The organism is Modestobacter versicolor (genome assembly GCF_014195485.1).
In the GTDB taxonomy this organism is placed as follows: Bacteria; Actinomycetota; Actinomycetes; order Mycobacteriales; family Geodermatophilaceae; genus Modestobacter; species Modestobacter versicolor.
Genome location: NZ_JACIBU010000001.1, coordinates 2,568,960 through 2,585,314 on the forward strand (window position 1 = coordinate 2,568,960; position 16,355 = coordinate 2,585,314).

Here is a 16,355-nt window from a genome sequence, read left to right on the forward strand (position 1 = left end):
GGTCAGGGCTCCTCGCGGGGATCGACGTCTGCTGGTGCAGCGGCACGGGGGCCGCGCTGCACCGTCAGCCTGCCAGACGCCCGGACCACCCCCGTACCGCCGGGTAGGTCTGCCCGGCCCTGCCCCCTCCAGCGGGTGAGGAGCGCGTCGACCGCGGCCAGGTGCACGGCCTGCAGGTCGGGCACGCCGGCCCGCAGCAGCCAACCGCGCAGCACCCGGCGGCGCAGCGCGGCGGGCAGCTCGGCGAGCGGACCGGCGGGCAGGCCGCCGTCCGGGCCGAGCAGCGCACCGAGCTCGTGCGCGGCGAGGGAGTCCAGGGCATCGAGGTCCTCGCGGAGCAGCGCCGCGGTGCGGGCCAGCGCCGGGGCCACACCGCCGCCGAGGACCTCCTCTAGCAGCGGCAGCGCCTCGCGGCGCAGCCGGACCCGGGTGTAGGCCGGGTCGGTGTTCCAGGGGTCGTCCCAGACCGGCAGCTCCTGGGCCGCGCAGGCCTGGCGGGTGATCTCCCGGCGCACCCCGAGCAGCGGCCGCCAGAACGGCGGGCGCAGCTCGACCATGCCGGCCACCGAGCGGGGCCCCGAGCCGCGGGCCAGGCCGAGCAGCACGGTCTCGGCCTGGTCGTCGAGGGTGTGCCCCAGCGCGACGGTGCCGCCGTGCGCGGCCGCCGCGGCGCGCAGCGCCGTCACCCGGGCGTCCCGGGCGGCCCCCTCGGGCCCTCCGGCCGCGCCCACCGTGACCGGGACGACGAGCACCGGGTCCAGCCGCAGCGACCGGAGCAGCGCGGCGGTGTGCTGTGCCTGCTCGGCCGACCCGGGCTGCAGGCCGTGGTCGACGGTGACCGCACCGACCCGGCGGCCGGCGCGCGGCGCCTCGAAGGCCAGCGCCGCGGCCAGCGCGAGGGAGTCGGCGCCGCCGCTGCAGGCCACCAGCACCGGTCCGGTCGCCGCGGTCAGCCCGGGGCGCACCGCGGCGCGCACCGCGGCGACGGCGGGGTGGGGACCGGCCATGGCCTCGGGGGTGCCGCCCTGCTCAGGCCGGGATCGCCGGCCGGGTGCCCAGCACGCGCTCCACCCAGCGGGCGGGCTCGGTGAGCTCCTCCTTGAGCGGCAGGGTGTGCGGGCCGGTCCACACCTGGTTGAACCCCTCCATGCCGACCAGCTCGACCACGCCGGCGACGAACACCCGGCCGTCGGCGTACTGCTGCATCTTCTGCTCGAGGCCCAGCAGCCGGCGCAGCACCCGGTCGATCGGGCCGCGGCCCTTGCGCCGCTGGGCGAAGCGCTTGCGCAGCGTGCGCACCGACGGGACGACGTCCGGGCCGACGCCGTCCATCACGTACTCGGCGTGCCCCTCGACCAGGCTCATCACCGCGGTCACCCGGTCCAGCGCGGCGCGCTGCCCCGGGTCCTTGATCAGCGCCATCAGGCCCTGCGGGGTGTCGTCGTCGGCGACGCCGCCCCGGACGGCGTCGGTGAGGCTGCGCAGCACGTCGGTGAGCCGCTCGCGGAGCACGTCGGGGGTGAGGTCGGTGGCCTGGGCGAAGGAGCTGACCTGCTCCTCCAGGTAGCCGCGCAGCCACGGGACGGCGGTGAACTGCAGCTGGTGGGTGACCTCGTGCAGGCAGACCCACAGCCGGAAGTCGGTGGGGTCGACGCCCAGCCGGCGCTCGGTCTCCACGATGTTGGGCGCGACCAGCAGCAGCCGGCCGCCGGTGCCGAACACCTCGTACTGGCCCAGCACCCGGGTGCACAGGAACGCCAGCACGCCGCCGGCCTGCACGCCGGTCGCCCGCGAGCCGATCGCGGTGGCGACCGGGCCCGGCGCCTTGCCCTGGGCCGCCTGCAGCGCGTCGGCCAGCGGGTCCAGCAGCGCCGCCATCCCGGCGGTGTTGGCGTCGACCCAGCCGGGCCGGTCGACGACGGCGACGGTGGGCTCGGGACCGCCCGGCACCGGGTGCAGCCCGGTCAGCTCCTCCACGTGGGCGACGGCGGTCGCGGCGGCGCGGTGCAGCTCCTCGACGACGGCGGCGGCCTCCTCGCGGGAGGTGTCCGGCCCGGGCTTGACCAGCCGGCGGGCGGTGCGGCCGGCGAGGTCCCAGTCGACGAGGGACGAGGGGCGGCTCATCGCCTCACCGTACGCGCGGGAGGACCACCCTTCCCCCCACACCTCGCAAGCTCGGCGCGGGCCCCTGGAGGGTGGCCATGCCAGCGGCTCACCGGCAGCCGCAGCCGGCCAGGGCGTCGGCGACGGCGTCCAGCGAGCCCTCGGCGGCGGTGAGGCTGCCGACCACCGCGTCGGCCACGAAGGCGAAGGCGAGCAGCCGGCCGTCGGTGGTGACCACCGTGCCGGCGAGGGCGTTGACCCCCAGCAGGGTGCCGGTCTTGGCCCGCACCGTGCCCGGGCCGGCCTTGCCGGCCTCGACCGCGCGCTCGGTCAGGGTCCCGGTGAAGCCGGCGATGGGCAGACCGGAGAGCAGTCCGTCGCCCCCGGGGAGGCTGCCGTCGGCCGCGCCCTGCAGGACGTCGACGAGCAGCCCGGCGGGTGCCCGGTCGCCCTGGGACAGCCCGCTGGCGTCGAAGAGCGCCAGCCCGGCGGTGTCCAGCCCGGCCTCGGCGAGGGCCGCGGTGACCCCGGCGGCCGCGCCGTCGAAGCTCGCCGGCAGGCCGCGGGCCAGGGCGACCTGGCGGCCGAGGGTCTCGGCGAGCAGGTTGTCCGAGGCGGTGAGCGCCTGCTCGACCAGCCGCTCGACCGGCGCGGACTCCACGCTGCCCAGCGTGGCGGCGCCGGCCGGCGCCGTGCCCAGCTCGACGGCGGCGCCGGGTGCACCCAGCGCGGCGGCGAGCGCACGCCCGGCGTCGGTGCCCGGTGAACCGCTGCGCTGGTCCTCCCCGGGCTCCACCCGGGCGCCGTCGACGGCGGTGGCCGTGACCGGGGCGGCGTAGGTCGACGGCGCGTCCTCCGGCCCCCAGCCCGACGCGGTGAGCGGGCCGGTGAACAGCGAGTTGTCGACGACCACGCTGCTCACCGGCTGGCCGCCGAGCGCCTGCTGCACCTGCCCGGCGAGGTCGGCGACGGTGGCCGCACCGGGGTAGTCGGTCGACGGGGCCACCGTGGACAGCGTCGGGTCTCCCCCGCCGACCAGCACCACCTGGCCGGGGCTGCTGCCGGCGACCACGGTGGTGGTGAAGGTCTCGGTGGGGCCGAGAGTGGTCAGCGCCGCCAGCCCGGTGAGCAGCTTGGCGGTGGACGCCGGGGTGCTGTTCGGGTCGGCGGCGTCCTGGTCGAAGAGCACCTGGCCGGTGGCGACGTCGACGACCTCGGCGGACAGCCCGGTGCCCAGGGGCGGCGCGGTGAGCAGCGGCCTGAGCACCGCCAGCAGCGCCGTCGGGTCCGGGACCGGGGCGTCGGCCGACAGCTCGGCGAGCGCCGGCGCGGGGTTCCCGAGCTCCGGCAGGACGGCGTCGGGCACCTGCTCGGCGTCCTCGGCGACCGTCGCCCCGTCGTCACCGCCGGTCAGCTGGAGGGTCAGCACGACACCGGCCGCGACCAGCACGAGGGCGAGGACGGCGGCGAGCAGGACCTTCAGGCCGCGGCGGCCACCGGCCCTGCCCACCTCGGGGGCTGCGGCGGTGGCGCCGCGGGCCTCGGTGCGGGGAGCCGGGGTGGCCCGCCGGGCGGCCTCGTCCGCGGCGGCCTGCCGCTGCGCCGCCCACTCGGCCTGCGCCCGCTCGACGTCGGCCCGCTCCGCGGCCTCCCGCTCGGCGGCGGCACGCTGGGCGGCGGCCCGCTCGGCGGCGGACCGCTCGAGCGCCGCGCGCTCGGCGGCCTCGGCCTGCTGCGCGGCGGCCACCCGGGCCGCGGCGGCCCGCTCGGCTGCCTCGTGCTGGATCGCCGCCCGCTCGGCGGCCATCTCCGCAGCGGCGGCCGCGCGCTCGGCCTCGGCCTGCTCGGCGGCTGCCCGCTCGGCGGCGAGCCGGTCGGCCTCGGCCTGCTCGACCGCCCGGCGCTCGGCCTCCGCCTGCTCGGCAGCGACCCGCTCGGCCTCGGCGGCCGCGGCGGCGGCCTGCGCCACGGCGGCCTGCTCGGCTGCCGCCTGCTCCACCGCGGCCTGCTCGGCGGCCGCCCGCTGGGCGGCCCACTCCCGGACGGCGGCGAGGTCGGCGGCGGCCTGCGCGGCGCGCGCCCGCTCGAGCTCCGCCTCGTCGGCGGCGGCCTGCGCGGCAGCGGCGAGCTCGGTGGCCTCGGCGGCAGCCCGGTCGGCGGCAGCGCGCTCGGCCGCCCACCTCTTCACCTCGGCGAGGTCGGCGGCCGCCTGCTCGGCGGCGAGCCGCCGTGCCTCCGCGGCGGCGGCGTCCTCGGGAGCCGGCGCGGCGTCCTGGCCCGCCTGCGCACCGGGCTCTGCCGGCACGGCCTGCTCGGCGGCACCGGCGGTCTCCGCGACCGGCGGGGCCTCGGACACCGGGGCCGGCTCGGCCACCGGCTGCGGCTCGGCGACCGGCTGCGGCTCGGCCACCGGCTGCGGCTCGGCCACCGGCTGCGGCTCGACCACCGGGGTCGGCGCCTCGACCGGCGCCGGGTCCGCGACCGGCGCTGCGTCGGGCACGGGCTGGGCGACCGGCTGCGGCTCAACGGCCACGGACGCGTCCCCGGGCCCGACGGCTGCGGGCGCGTTGGCCGACGGGGCGTCCTCGGCAGGTGCGGCCGGCGTTCCCGCGGGAACGCCGGACGACTCGGGCTCCGGTGACCCCGCAGGCGCCTGGGCGGCCGGCGGCTCAGCGGGCTGCGCGGGCTCGGCGACGGGCAGGGCCTCCCCCGCGGGTGCCTCGGGCGTTCCCGCGGGAACGCCGGGCGGGCCGGGCTCCGGTGACGCCGCGGACGGCTGGGCGGGCGTCGTCCCGGTGGTCCCGGACGTCTCCGGAGGGCCCTCGCCGGCTCCGTCCACGGGCTGCCCCGACGACTCCTCGCGCGGACTGTCCGCGATCTCCCCCACCCCCCGGAGTGACCTGCGCCGACGCGGCGGCCGGTCGTACGCCACACTATCGGCGTGCAGTTCGACGTGACGGTAGAGATCCCCAAGGGCCAGCGGAACAAGTACGAGCTGGACCACGCCACCGGACGCATCCGCCTGGACCGGATGCTGTTCACCTCGACCCGGTACCCCGCCGACTACGGGTACATCGAGGAGACGCTCGGGATGGACGGTGACCCCCTCGACGCCCTGGTGCTCCTGGAGGAGCCGACCTTCCCGGGGTGCCTCATCACCTGCCGTGCCATCGGCATGTTCCGGATGACCGACGAGAAGGGCGGGGACGACAAGGTCCTCACCGTCCCGGCGACGGACCCCCGGGTGGCCCACCTGCAGGACATCAACGACGTCTCCGAGTTCGACCGGCTGGAGATCCAGCACTTCTTCGAGACCTACAAGGACCTCGAGCCGGGCAAGTCGGTCGAGGGCGCCGAGTGGGTCGGGCGCGCCGAGGCCGAGGCCGAGATCGAGGCCTCCCGCCAGCGCGCCGTCGACACCCCGTACGGACCGCACTGACGAAGGGCCCTCCTGCCCCTGCAGGAGGGCCGAGCACGCACCGACCCGTGACGGCGGCGCACCCACCGGGTGCGCCGCCGTCGGCGTCTGGCGGTCCCGGCCGGTCGCGGGCAGGCTGGGCGCTCGCCCGCCCCCGGACCGATCGGACGACGTGAGCACAGCTGAGGAACAGGCCGCCGCGGACCCGTCCGCCGCAGTCGCCATGGAGATCGCCGCCGGCTACACGACCCCGGGACCCGCGCTGGCCCTCGGCTCGGTCGTGCACGGCGGCAGCGCGCACCCCGCGGCCCAGGTGCGCGTGCCGCTGTCGATGCTGAACCGGCACGGGCTGATCGCCGGCGCCACGGGCACCGGGAAGACCAAGACGCTGCAGCTGCTGGCCGAGCAGCTGTCCGCCCAGGGCGTGCCCGTGGTGCTCGCCGACGTCAAGGGCGACCTCAGCGGGCTGGCCCGGCCCGGCGACCGGAGCGACCGGGTGGCGACGCGGGCCACCGACACCGCGGACGACTGGACCCCGACCGGCTACCCCGTCGAGTACCTGGCACTGGGCGGGCTGGGCAGCGGCGTCCCGCTCCGCGCGTCGATCACCTCCTTCGGCCCGCTGCTGCTGAGCAAGGTGCTCGACCTCAACGCCACCCAGACCAGCTCGCTGGGCCTGGTCTTCCACTACGCGGACTCCGCCGGCCTGCCGCTGCTGGACCTCAAGGACCTGCGCGCGGTGATCAGCTGGCTCACCAGCGACGAGGGCAAGCCGGAGCTGAAGCAGCTCGGCGGGTTGTCCCGGGCCACTGCCGGCGTCCTGCTGCGCGAGCTCATCGCGCTCGAGGACGGCGGCGGCGACGTCTTCTTCGGCGAGCCGGAGTGGGAGATCACCGACCTGCTGCGCACCGCCGCCGACGGTCGCGGGGTGATCAGCTCGGTCGAGCTCAGCGAGCTGCAGGGTCGCCCGCAGCTGTTCTCCACGTTCCTGATGTGGCTGCTCGCCGACCTGTTCGAGGAGCTGCCGGAGGTCGGTGACCTGGACCGGCCGAAGCTGGTCTTCTTCTTCGACGAGGCGCACCTGCTGTTCACCGGGGCCAGCAAGGCCTTCCTCGAGACGGTCACCCAGACCGTGCGGCTGATCCGGTCGAAGGGGGTGGGCGTCTTCTTCGTGACGCAGAACCCGACCGACGTGCCCTCGGCCGTGCTGGGTCAGCTGGGCAACCGGGTCCAGCACGCGCTGCGGTCGTTCACCCCCGAGGACGCCGACGCGCTGCGGAAGACGGTGCGCACCTACCCGAAGAGCGATGCCTACGACATCGCCGAGACCCTGGGCGCGCTCGGCACCGGGGAGGCGCTGGTCACCGTGCTCAGCGAGCGGGGGGCGCCGACGCCGGTCGCCTGGACGGTGCTCCGGGCGCCCCGCTCGACGATGGGCCCGCTGGACCCGGCGGAGCAGCAGCGGCTGGTGGCCGCATCACCCCTGCAGGCGAGGTACGGGCAGCCGCTGGACCGGGACTCCGCCCACGAGCGGCTGGCCGCCCGGATGACCCCGCCGGCTCCCCCGCTCCCGCCGCCGACGCCGACGCCGCGGGACGAGACACCTGCTCCTCGCCGGCAGCCGCGGCGGGAGCCGGAGCCCGCCGACGAGGGCGTGCTGGACGGCGTGCTCAGCTCGCCGGTGTTCCGGTCGTTCGCCCGTTCCGCCGCCTCGGCGCTGGGCCGGGAGATCACCCGGGGCATCTTCGGCACCCGTCGCCGCCACTGAGCGCCCGGGGAGACGCGGGGCTCCCGGTGGACCCAGCTCCGGTGCTTGACTGCGCCGGTGACCACTGACCAGGAGGAACCGCGCCGCGTCACGGCGAGCCGGGAGATCGCGGCCGGCGCCGAGCGCATCTTCGAGCTCATCGCCGACCCCGCCCGGCAGCCCGAGTGGGACGGCAACGAGAACCTGTCCCAGGCCGCCGAGGGCCAGCGGGTCCGGGACGTCGGCCAGGTGTTCGTGATGGCGATCACCAACGGCAGCGTCCGGGAGAACCACGTCGTGGACTTCGAGGAGGGCCGGCGCATCGCCTGGCGACCGGCCGAGCCGGGTCAGCAGCCGCCCGGGCACCAGTGGTCGTGGGAGCTCGAGCCGGTCGACCCGACGCGGACGCGGGTCACCCACACCTACGACTGGACCGAGCTGACCGACGAAAAGCGCTTCGTCCGCGCCCGGGACACCGGCGTCGGCCGGCTCGAGGCCTCGCTCGCCCGGCTCGCCGCGCTCGCCGAGCGCGGGTGACCCCACCCCGCTCCGGGCGGCTGGCCCCGGCCCCGGAGACGACTCAGCGGCTCCGTCCGGGAGGACGAGGCCGCTGGGTGGAGGAGAGCCGCCTGTCGGAATCGAACCGACGACCTTCTCATTACGAGTGAGATGCTCTACCGACTGAGCTAAGGCGGCGGACTGCGCGGGTGAGCTTACGGCACCGCGGTCGTCCGGCTGCGGACCCCCTGCCGGTGCCGACCGGGGTCAGGCGGGCAGCCGCAGCGCCACGGTGAGCGCCTCGATCGCGATCTGCGGCTTCACGTTCTGCTCCAGCGCGGTGCGCGCGGCGAGGATCGCGTCGATCCGGCGGACGGCACCCTCGGCCCCGATCCGGCGGGCCAGCTCGACGGCGTCGGTGCGGCGGTCCGGGTGAGCCAGCGGCACCCGCAGCTCACCGGCGCCCGCGGCCGCGACCACCAGCGCGTCCCGGTAGAGGGCGGCCAGGTCGACCAGCGCCCGGTCCAGCGAGTCGCGGCCCAGCCGGGTCGCCCGCGACTTCTGCCGCTTCTCCAGCTCCTTGAGCTGCCCGGCGCCCCGGCTGGCGGCCGCCACGCCCGGCCCGCGGGCGCCCACGCCGAGGCTGGCCTTGACCGCCTCGGTCTCCGCGGCGTCTACCTCGGCCACGGTCTTGTCCGACTCCTCCTTCGCCGAGCCCACCAGGTCGTCGGCGGCGTTGAGGCAGGCGGCGAGGGAGACCAGGGACAGCGGGATGTCGAGCACGGCCTTGCGGGCCAGCCGGGCCGACTCGTCGCGGGCGAGGTGCCGGGCCCGCCCCACGTGCCCGCCGGCGGCCGCCGCGGACCAGGCCGCGAGCGCCGGGTCGACGCCGTCGCGGCGGACCAGCACCTCGGCGACCGACTCGATCGTCGGGGTGCGCAGCGGCACCACCCGGCAGCGGGAGCGGATGGTGACCGGCACGTCGTCGGGGTGCAGCGAGGGGGCGCAGAGCAGGATCACCGTGCGCGGAGGCGGCTCCTCGAGCATCTTCAGCACGGCGTTGGACGCCGCCTCGCTCATCCGGTCGGCGTCCTCGACCAGCACGATCTGCCAGCGGCCCTGCGACGGCGCCCGGGCTGCGGTGCGCACGATGCCGCGGACCTCGGCGACCCCGATCGACAGCCCCTCGGGCACGACCCGGTGCACGTCGGCGTGGCTGCCGTGCAGCACGGTGCGGCACTCGTGGCAGGTGCCGTCGCCCCCGGCCGGGCACTGCAGCGCCGCGGCGAACGCGCGCGCGGCCACCGACCGACCCGATCCGGGCGGCCCGGTGAACAGCCAGGCATGGGTCATCGAGCTCGGCTGGGCGACCGCGGCCTGCAGCTCGGCCACGACCGCCGGCTGCCCCACGACGTCCACCCACACCCCACCGGCCGTCACGGGTCCATCCTCGCGCAAACTCCGTTCGGCCCCCTCCAGAGGCTCACCGCGAGCTCGCGAGTGGTGAGGAGGAGGGGGTCCTTCACGGGTGCAACTGCGGCGTGGAGCCGGTCTGGACGCCGTGCTCGCCGTGCCGGCGGGTGCGCGGGACGCGGGCGTCGGGCGGCAGCTGCTGCAGCGGCAGGCCGTGCAGCAGCTCGCTGACCCGGGTGCGGATCGCGGCGGCCAGCTCGTCGGGCGTGCGCCGGGCGTCGAGCACCAGGTAGCGGTCGGGCTGGGCCTCGGCCAGGGCGTTGAACGTGCGGCGGACCCGCTGGTGGAAGTCGATCGACTCCGACTCCAGCCGGTCGGCGGCGGCCCGACCGCGCGCGCGGGCCAGCCCCACCTCCGGCGGCAGGTCGAGCAGGATCGTGAGGTCGGGCTGCAGCCCCTGGGTGGCCCAGCGGGAGATCGACCGGACGTCGTCCATCGGGATGGTGCGGCCGGCGCCCTGGTAGGCCAGCGAGCTGTCGACGAACCGGTCGGTGATGACCACCTCGCCGGCGTCCAGCGCCGGGCGGAGCACGTCGTGCAGGTGCTGGGCGCGGTCGGCGGCGTACAGCAGCGCCTCGGCCCGCGGCGACAGCCCGGCGCTGGCCGTGTCGAGCACCATCCCGCGGATCTTCCCGCCCAGCGGCGTGCCGCCCGGCTCGCGGGTGGTGCGGGCGACCAGGCCCTCCTCGGTCAGCCACTCCTGCAGCCGGCGCACCTGGGTGGACTTGCCCGCGCCCTCGCCGCCCTCGAAGGCGATGAACACGCCCCCACCGGCCAGCCGCCGGCGGGCGGTGTCGTCGCGGCGCAGCGCGGTGAGGACGTCGGCGACCAGCGGCACCGGCCGGCCGTCGTCCATCTGCCGGTAGGCCACGAGGCCGACGGTGACGGCGAGCAGGCCGGCGACCAGCAGCATCACGCGCTCGCCGGTGACCGGCACGGTGACGGCGGCCAGGTCGATGCGGTGCTGGCCGATGAGCGCCACGCCGAAGGGGGCGATGCCCAGCGAGACGATCAGCGCCGCCCGGACCAGCGACTGGACCAGCGCGAACGTGCGGCCGCGGATCGCGTCGTCGATCTCGGTGCCCAGCATGGTGAAGCCGGCCAGGTAGGCGATGCCGGCGAAGAAGCCCATCAGCACGACCAGCAGCAGCGCGATCCACAGCGCGACCGCGCAGGCCAGCAGCAGCAGGGCGGCGCCGGCACCGACGATGGCGATCCCGAACAGCCGCTCCCGCGACAGGTCGCGGGCGACGCTGGGCCCCAGCGCGATGCCCAGACCGAGCCCGAGGAAGACCGAGCCGAACAGCAGCCCGTAGGCGGACTGGCCGCCGCCCAGGGCGTTGACGAACGCCTGGCCGGTGGCGATGACGACCCCGGCGGCGATGAACGCGCCGGTGATGCCGACGACCAGGCCGCGGACCAGCGGTGTGTGGCCGGCGAAGGAGAAGCCCTCGCGCAGCGAGCCGAAGAAGCTCTCGCCGGTGACCTGCACGCCGGCCGCCCGGCGGCCGCTGATCGACGGCAGGTTCCAGATGACCACCGCGGCCACGAGGAAGGTGACCGCGTTCAGGTAGAGCGCCAGGTCGATCTCGTCGACGCCCGGGATGAGGTCGCTGAGCCGGCCGCCCACCGAGCCGAGGACCGCGAAGACGACCGCGGCGAGCATCGGGGTGAGGCCGTAGGTGGTCACCAGCGACAGCTGGTTGGCCGGCTCCAGCTGGTCCTTGCGGAGCATGTTCGGGACCGCGGCCTCCTTGGCCGGGATCCAGAACAGGCTGATCGCCTCGATGAGGAACTGGGCGACGAACAGCCAGACCAGCTGGTCGACGATCGGGATGGAGGCGAACAGGGCGAACCGCAGCAGGTCGGAGACGACCATCGTCTTGCGGCGGTCGAACCGGTCGGCGAAGGCCCCGGCGAGCGGGCCGAGCACGATCGCGGGGAGCAGCCGGAAGAGCAGGACGCCGCCGAGGGCGAAGTTCGCCGCGGCGAAGCCGTCCACCAGCGAGGTCGCCGTCGCGGTGATCGCCAGCAGGCCCAGCCAGTCACCGAAGCTGGACAGCGACATCGACAGCCAGAGCTTGCGGAAGTCGCGCACCCGCAGGACGGCCCGCACCTTGGCCGCCAGCCCCACCGCGACCGGGCCGCCGTGGGCGTCGTCGTCCTGCTCGGCCTCGTCCTCGGCGGGCGCGGTCTGGTCGACGCCGGGCCGGTCGGCGGCCACCGTGGCGTCGAGGTCCAGGCCGACCAGCGGGACGCCGGCGCCGTCGGGGGTGGGCGTGCCGGCCGGCGGCAGCCCGTCGGCGGGGACCGCCCGGCGCGGCTCCGGGGACGCACCCGTCACCCCGCCCGACCCGGCACCCGGCACGGCCGGGACGCCGCTGGCGGACGGGTGGTCCGTCGGGTCGGAGCTGATCAGGAACCCCCGGGGTGTGGCGGCACGGGTGGTGTCGCGTCGGCCCGGTCACCGTACCGGGCGAGGACGACGGAACCGTCCCGTTCCCGCCGTCCCGGAGGTCCGCCCGGCGCTAGCCTCGGCCGGTGCAGACCCCCGGCGCCTGGGACCCCGCGGCCTACCTGCGGTTCGCCGGGGAGCGCGCCCGGCCCTTCGCCGAGCTGGTGTCCCGGGTCGGCGCCGACGACCCGCGGGTCGTGGTCGACCTCGGCTGCGGCGACGGCTCGGTGACCGCGACGCTCGCCCAGCGCTGGCCGGACGCGGCGGTCACCGGGGTCGACAGCTCGCCGTCGATGCTGGCCGCGGCGCAGGCGTACGCGGTGCCGGGCCGGCTCCGGTTCACCCCCGGGGACCTGCGCGAGTGGCGGGCCGCCGAGCCGGTGGACGTGCTGGTGAGCAACGCGGCGCTGCACTGGGTGCCCGGGCACGGTCCGCTGCTGTCCCGGTGGGCCGGCGAGCTGGCTCCGGAGGGCTGGCTGGCGGTGCAGGTGCCCGGCAACCAGGAGGCGCCGACGCACGCGCTGCTCGCCGCGCTGGTCGGGTCACCGCGGTGGGCGGCGCGGCTGGCACCCGGGGACGACGCCGTGCTGGACCCGGCCGCCGTCCTGACCCCGGCCGGGTACCTGGACGTGCTGACCGGCGCCGGCCTGGTCGCCGACGTGTGGGAGACGACGTACCTGCACGTGCTGACCGGCGAGGACCCGGTGCTGCGCTGGGTGTCGGGGACGGTGCTGCGCCCGGTGCTCGCCCGGCTGTCGCCGCCGGACGCCGACGAGCTCACCACCGAGTACTCCGCCGCGCTGCGGGCGGCCTATCCCCGGCAGGACGACGGGACGACGGTGCTGCCGTTCCGGCGCGTGTTCGCCGTGGGCCACCGCCCCGGCTGACCGCTCAGCGCGGGGTCAGGCGGTACGCGCGGGTCGTGTACGGCAGCTCGAGCTGGGCCTGGCCGCGGGTGTCGGGGTGGGCGGCCAGCAGGTCGCGGACCCGGCCCAGGAACCGCTCGCGCCCGGCGCCGTCCATGGTGGCGACGTAGCTGCGGGTGCCGATGCCGGCGACGACCTGCTCGGGCGTGACGTGCTGGACGGTGCCGGAGTCGAAGGTGGCCACCGTGGCCGGCAGCTCCGCGGCGAAGCGGTCGACGACGCCCTGGTCCGCCTCGTGGTCGCGGCTCTCCTCCGCGAGCAGCTCACCGAGCGCCCGCACCCACGGCACCCGCTCGTCGCGGGTGTTCCAGACCAGCCCGACCACGCCGCCGGGCCGCAGCACCCGGCGCAGCTCGGCCGCGGCGGGCGCCGGGTCGAACCAGTGCGCCGCCTGCCCGGCGACGACGGCGTCGACGTCCGCGTCGGGCAGCGGGACGGCCTCGGCTCCCCCGACCGCCGTCGGGACCTGCGGCAGCCGGGCCCGCAGCTGGTCGAGCATCGGGCCGGACAGGTCGACGGCGACCACCTCGTGCCCGGCGGCGAGCAGCACGTCGGTCAGCAGACCGGTGCCGGCCCCCAGGTCGAGCACCCGCAGCGGCCGCTCCCCCAGCAGGAAGGCGACCGCGTCGGCCGGGTAGCCCGGGCGCAGCGCGGCGTACTCGGCAGCCACCGACCCGAACGACGTCCGCCGCTCCTGCCAGCCCTCCATGCCGCGCTCCCGCTCAGCTGCCCGCGGGCACCGGCGCGGCGGCCACGGCCGGCTCGGCCTTCTTCGCGGTCGTCTTCTTCGCCGTCGTCTTCTTGGCGGTCGCCTTCTTGGCCGGGGCCTTCTTCGCCGCGGTCTTCTTGGCGGTCGCCTTCTTCTTCACCGGCGCCCGCTCGCGGCGGTCGGCCAGCAGCTCGGCCGCCCGCTCGAGGGTGAGCGTCTCGATGTCGTCGCCCTTGCGCAGGCTGGCGTTGTGCTCGCCGTCGGTGACGTAGGGACCGAAGCGCCCTTCCCGCACGGTGACCTGGCCCTGGCTGACCGGGTCCGGGCCCAGCTCCTTGAGCGGCGGCTTCGCCGCGGCACGCCCCCGCTGCTTGGGCTGGGCGAAGATCGCCAGCGCCTCGTCGAGGGTGACGGTGAACAGCCGGTCCTCGCTCTCCAGCGAGCGCGAGTCGGTGCCCTTCTTGATGTAGGGCCCGTAGCGGCCGTTGAGCGCCTGGATCTCCTCGCCGTCGGCGTCCTTGCCCACGGTCCGCGGCAGGGTGAGCAGCTGCAGCGCCTGCTCTAGGGTGACCGTCTCCGGCGTCATGGTCTTGAACAGGCTCGCGGTGCGCGGCTGCTCCTTGCTGCCCTCGGGCACCAGGGTGGTGACGTAGGGCCCGTAGCGGCCGGCCTTCACCGCCACCGGGAACCCGGACTCCGGGTCGGTGCCCAGCGTCCGGTCCGAGGACGGGGCGTCGAGCAGCTCGGTGACCTTCTCGGTGGTCAGCTCGTCGGGGGCGATGTCGTCGGGGATGCTGACCCGCGCGCCTTCCTCGCCGCCGGCCTGCAGGTACGGCCCGTAGCGGCCCACCCGGACGACGACCGGGTCGCCGTTGGGGGCGACGGCTTGCAGCGGGATGGAGTTCACGCCGCGGGCGTCGATCTCCTCCAGCCGCTGGCCGATGACCGACTTGAGGCCGCCGGACGCCGCGATGCCGCCGGCGTGCCCGCCGCCGCCACCGAAGTAGAACTCGGTCAGCCAGTCGACGCGCCGCAGGTCGCCGGCGGCGATCTCGTCGAGCTCGGCCTCCAGCGAGGCGGTGAAGTCGTAGTCGACCAGCGCCGCGAAGTGCTGCTCGAGCAGGTTGACCACGGCGAAGGCGATGAAGGTCGGCACCAGCGCCGAGCCCTTCTTCCACACGTACCCGCGGTCCTGGATGGTCTGCATGATCGAGGCGTAGGTGGAGGGCCGGCCGATGCCGAGCTCCTCGAGCGCCTTGACCAGGCTGGGCTCGGTGTACCGGGCCGGCGGGGTGGTCGTGTGCCCCTTCGGGTCCAGCGTCCGGGTGTCCAGCGGCTGGCCGCGCTCCAGGCGGGGCAGCCGGCGCTCGGCGTCGTCGGCCTCGGCGTCGTCGTTGCTGTGGTCCTCGTCCTTGCCCTCGACGTAGGCCCGCAGGAAGCCGGGGAAGGTGATCGTGCGGCCGCTGGTGGCGAACTCGACGGCCTCGTCGCTGCTCGACCGGCCGGCCAGGCGCACGCTGACGGTCTGGCCCACGGCGTCGGCCATCTGCGAGGCGACGGTGCGCTGCCAGATCAGCTCGTAGAGCCGGAACTCGTCGCGGGCGAGCTGACCGGCGAGCTGACCGGGGGTGCGGAAGGAGTCACCGGCGGGGCGGATGGCCTCGTGCGCCTCCTGCGCGCCCTTGGCCTTCTTGGAGTAGCGGCGCGGCTCGGCCGGCACGTAGGCGTCGCCGTACAGCTCGCGGGCCTGGTTGCGGGCCGCCGACAGCGCCGTCTCCGACAGGTTCGTCGAGTCGGTGCGCATGTAGGTGATGAAGCCGTTCTCGTACAGCCGCTGCGCGGTGCGCATCGTCTGCGCCGAGGACCAGCCGAGCTTGCGGCCGGCCTCCTGCTGCAGCGTCGAGGTCATGAACGGCGCGTAGGGGCGGCGCCGGTACGGGCGCTCGTCGACCCGGCTGACCGCCATCCGGGTGCCCTCGAGCCGGGCGGCGAGCCCGCGGGCGCCGGCCTCGTCGAGGTGCACCACGTCGCTGGTGACCCGGCCGGTGTCCGGGTCGAAGTCGCGGCCGCTGGCCACCCGGCGGTCGTCGACGGTGACCAGGCTCGCCTGGAGCTGGCGGGGCTCGCCGGCGTCGGTGCCGGTGGTCTGGCCGACGACATCGAAGGTGCCCTCGACGCTCCAGTAGTCGGCGGCGTGGAAGCGCATCCGGGCGCGCTCGCGCTCCACGACGATGCGGGTGGCCACCGACTGCACGCGGCCGGCGGACAGCTTGGGGAGCACCTTCTTCCACAGCACCGGGCTGACCTCGTAGCCGTAGAGGCGGTCGAGGATGCGGCGGGTCTCCTGGGCGTCGACCAGCGCGGTGTCCAGCTCGCGGGGGCTGGCGACGGCGCGGGCGATGGCCTCGCGGGTGATCTCGTGGAAGACCATCCGGCGCACCGGCACGGTCGGCTTGAGCGTGTCGATGAGGTGCCACGCGATGGCCTCGCCCTCGCGGTCCTCATCGGTGGCGAGGTAGATCTCGCTGGCTTCCTTGACGAGCTGCTTGAGCCGGGACACCTGCTGCCGCCGGTCGGGGCTCACCACGTAGAGCGGCTCGAAGCCGTTGTCGACGTTCACGCCCAGCCGCGCCCACGACTCGCCCTTGTGCGCCGCGGGGACGTCGGCGGCGTTGCGCGGCAGGTCGCGGATGTGCCCGATGCTGGCCTCGACGACGTAGTCGCTGCCCAGGTAGCCGGCGATGGTCTTCGCCTTGGCCGGGGACTCCACGATGACCAGCGGCTTGCCTCCGGACGCGGCGGTGCGCTTGCGCGGCGCCCGGTCGCTGGTGGACGACGCGGACTTCGTGGTCTTGGTGGGCGGCACGGTGCTCCTGTCGGGGGTGCTGGTGCAGGCGCCGGGACGGGACCCGGACGCACACGGGGCAGAGCGAGCTGCACCCGTTCGGCGAGGCCACGGTAGGCCACCGCTCGGACAGGAGCCCGTGCGGCGAGCGAAACCGGGCGCGGCGTCGTCTCTCCAACGG

The 16,355-nt window shown here is 76.1% G+C and carries 11 protein-coding genes and 1 tRNA gene; 4 read left to right on the forward strand and 8 right to left on the reverse strand.

Features of this window, described 5'->3' with window-relative positions; genetic code table 11:
• Positions 1-2: 2 nt before the first annotated feature.
• From tilS to dacB, 3 genes are all read right to left on the reverse strand, one after another.
• Positions 3-1,007: a tRNA lysidine(34) synthetase TilS gene (gene tilS / locus FHX36_RS12595; RefSeq protein WP_183513789.1), complete on the reverse strand. Its 1,005-nt coding sequence runs from the start codon at positions 1,005-1,007 to the stop codon at positions 3-5.
• Between the two features lie 22 nt (positions 1,008-1,029).
• Complete coding sequence (locus FHX36_RS12600; protein ID WP_110554288.1) at positions 1,030-2,124, reverse strand: zinc-dependent metalloprotease; 1,095 nt, start codon at positions 2,122-2,124, stop codon at positions 1,030-1,032.
• An 88-nt stretch (positions 2,125-2,212) separates the two neighbouring features.
• A complete protein-coding gene (gene dacB, locus FHX36_RS12605; RefSeq protein WP_343056602.1) occupies positions 2,213-4,636 on the reverse strand; it encodes a D-alanyl-D-alanine carboxypeptidase/D-alanyl-D-alanine endopeptidase in 2,424 nt (807 codons plus the stop codon).
• 408 nt (positions 4,637-5,044) lie between these two features.
• Here dacB and FHX36_RS12610 point away from each other — a divergent pair, with 408 nt between their 5' ends.
• The 3 genes from FHX36_RS12610 to FHX36_RS12620 all read left to right on the forward strand — a co-directional run bounded on the left by FHX36_RS12610 (position 5,045) and on the right by FHX36_RS12620 (position 7,805).
• Positions 5,045-5,542 carry an inorganic diphosphatase gene (locus FHX36_RS12610; RefSeq protein ID WP_110552418.1) on the forward strand — a complete coding sequence of 166 codons (498 nt, stop codon included), beginning with the start codon at positions 5,045-5,047 and terminating at the stop codon, positions 5,540-5,542.
• A gap of 202 nt (positions 5,543-5,744) precedes the next feature.
• Positions 5,745-7,289: a helicase HerA-like domain-containing protein gene (locus FHX36_RS12615; protein WP_110552417.1), complete on the forward strand. Its 1,545-nt coding sequence runs from the start codon at positions 5,745-5,747 to the stop codon at positions 7,287-7,289.
• 57 nt (positions 7,290-7,346) lie between these two features.
• Complete coding sequence (locus tag FHX36_RS12620) at positions 7,347-7,805, forward strand: SRPBCC family protein (RefSeq protein ID WP_110552416.1); 459 nt, start codon at positions 7,347-7,349, stop codon at positions 7,803-7,805.
• An 86-nt stretch (positions 7,806-7,891) separates the two neighbouring features.
• Here FHX36_RS12620 and FHX36_RS12625 read toward each other — a convergent pair.
• The 3 genes from FHX36_RS12625 to tmk all read right to left on the reverse strand — a co-directional run bounded on the left by FHX36_RS12625 (position 7,892) and on the right by tmk (position 11,583).
• Positions 7,892-7,964 (reverse strand) — tRNA-Thr (locus tag FHX36_RS12625).
• A 69-nt stretch (positions 7,965-8,033) separates the two neighbouring features.
• Entirely contained in the window at positions 8,034-9,206 is a 1,173-nt protein-coding gene (locus FHX36_RS12630; RefSeq protein WP_110552415.1) for a DNA polymerase III subunit delta', read from the reverse strand.
• An 82-nt stretch (positions 9,207-9,288) separates the two neighbouring features.
• Positions 9,289-11,583, reverse strand: coding sequence for a dTMP kinase (tmk, locus tag FHX36_RS12635; RefSeq protein ID WP_110552419.1), 2,295 nt, complete (start codon positions 11,581-11,583; stop codon positions 9,289-9,291).
• A gap of 197 nt (positions 11,584-11,780) precedes the next feature.
• On the opposite strand from tmk, the gene FHX36_RS12640 reads away from it, so the two are divergent.
• Positions 11,781-12,581, forward strand: a complete 801-nt coding sequence (locus FHX36_RS12640) for a trans-aconitate 2-methyltransferase (protein WP_110552414.1) — start codon at positions 11,781-11,783, stop codon at positions 12,579-12,581.
• Positions 12,582-12,585: 4 nt separating this feature from the next.
• Here the strand turns inward: FHX36_RS12640 and FHX36_RS12645 are convergent, their stop codons facing one another.
• Both FHX36_RS12645 and topA read right to left on the reverse strand, forming a co-directional pair.
• On the reverse strand, positions 12,586-13,329 hold the full coding sequence (locus FHX36_RS12645) for a class I SAM-dependent methyltransferase (RefSeq protein WP_110552413.1): 744 nt from the start codon (positions 13,327-13,329) through the stop codon (positions 12,586-12,588).
• A 13-nt stretch (positions 13,330-13,342) separates the two neighbouring features.
• On the reverse strand, positions 13,343-16,195 hold the full coding sequence (gene topA / locus FHX36_RS12650; RefSeq protein WP_110552412.1) for a type I DNA topoisomerase: 2,853 nt from the start codon (positions 16,193-16,195) through the stop codon (positions 13,343-13,345).
• Between the last annotated feature and the right edge of the window lie 160 nt (positions 16,196-16,355).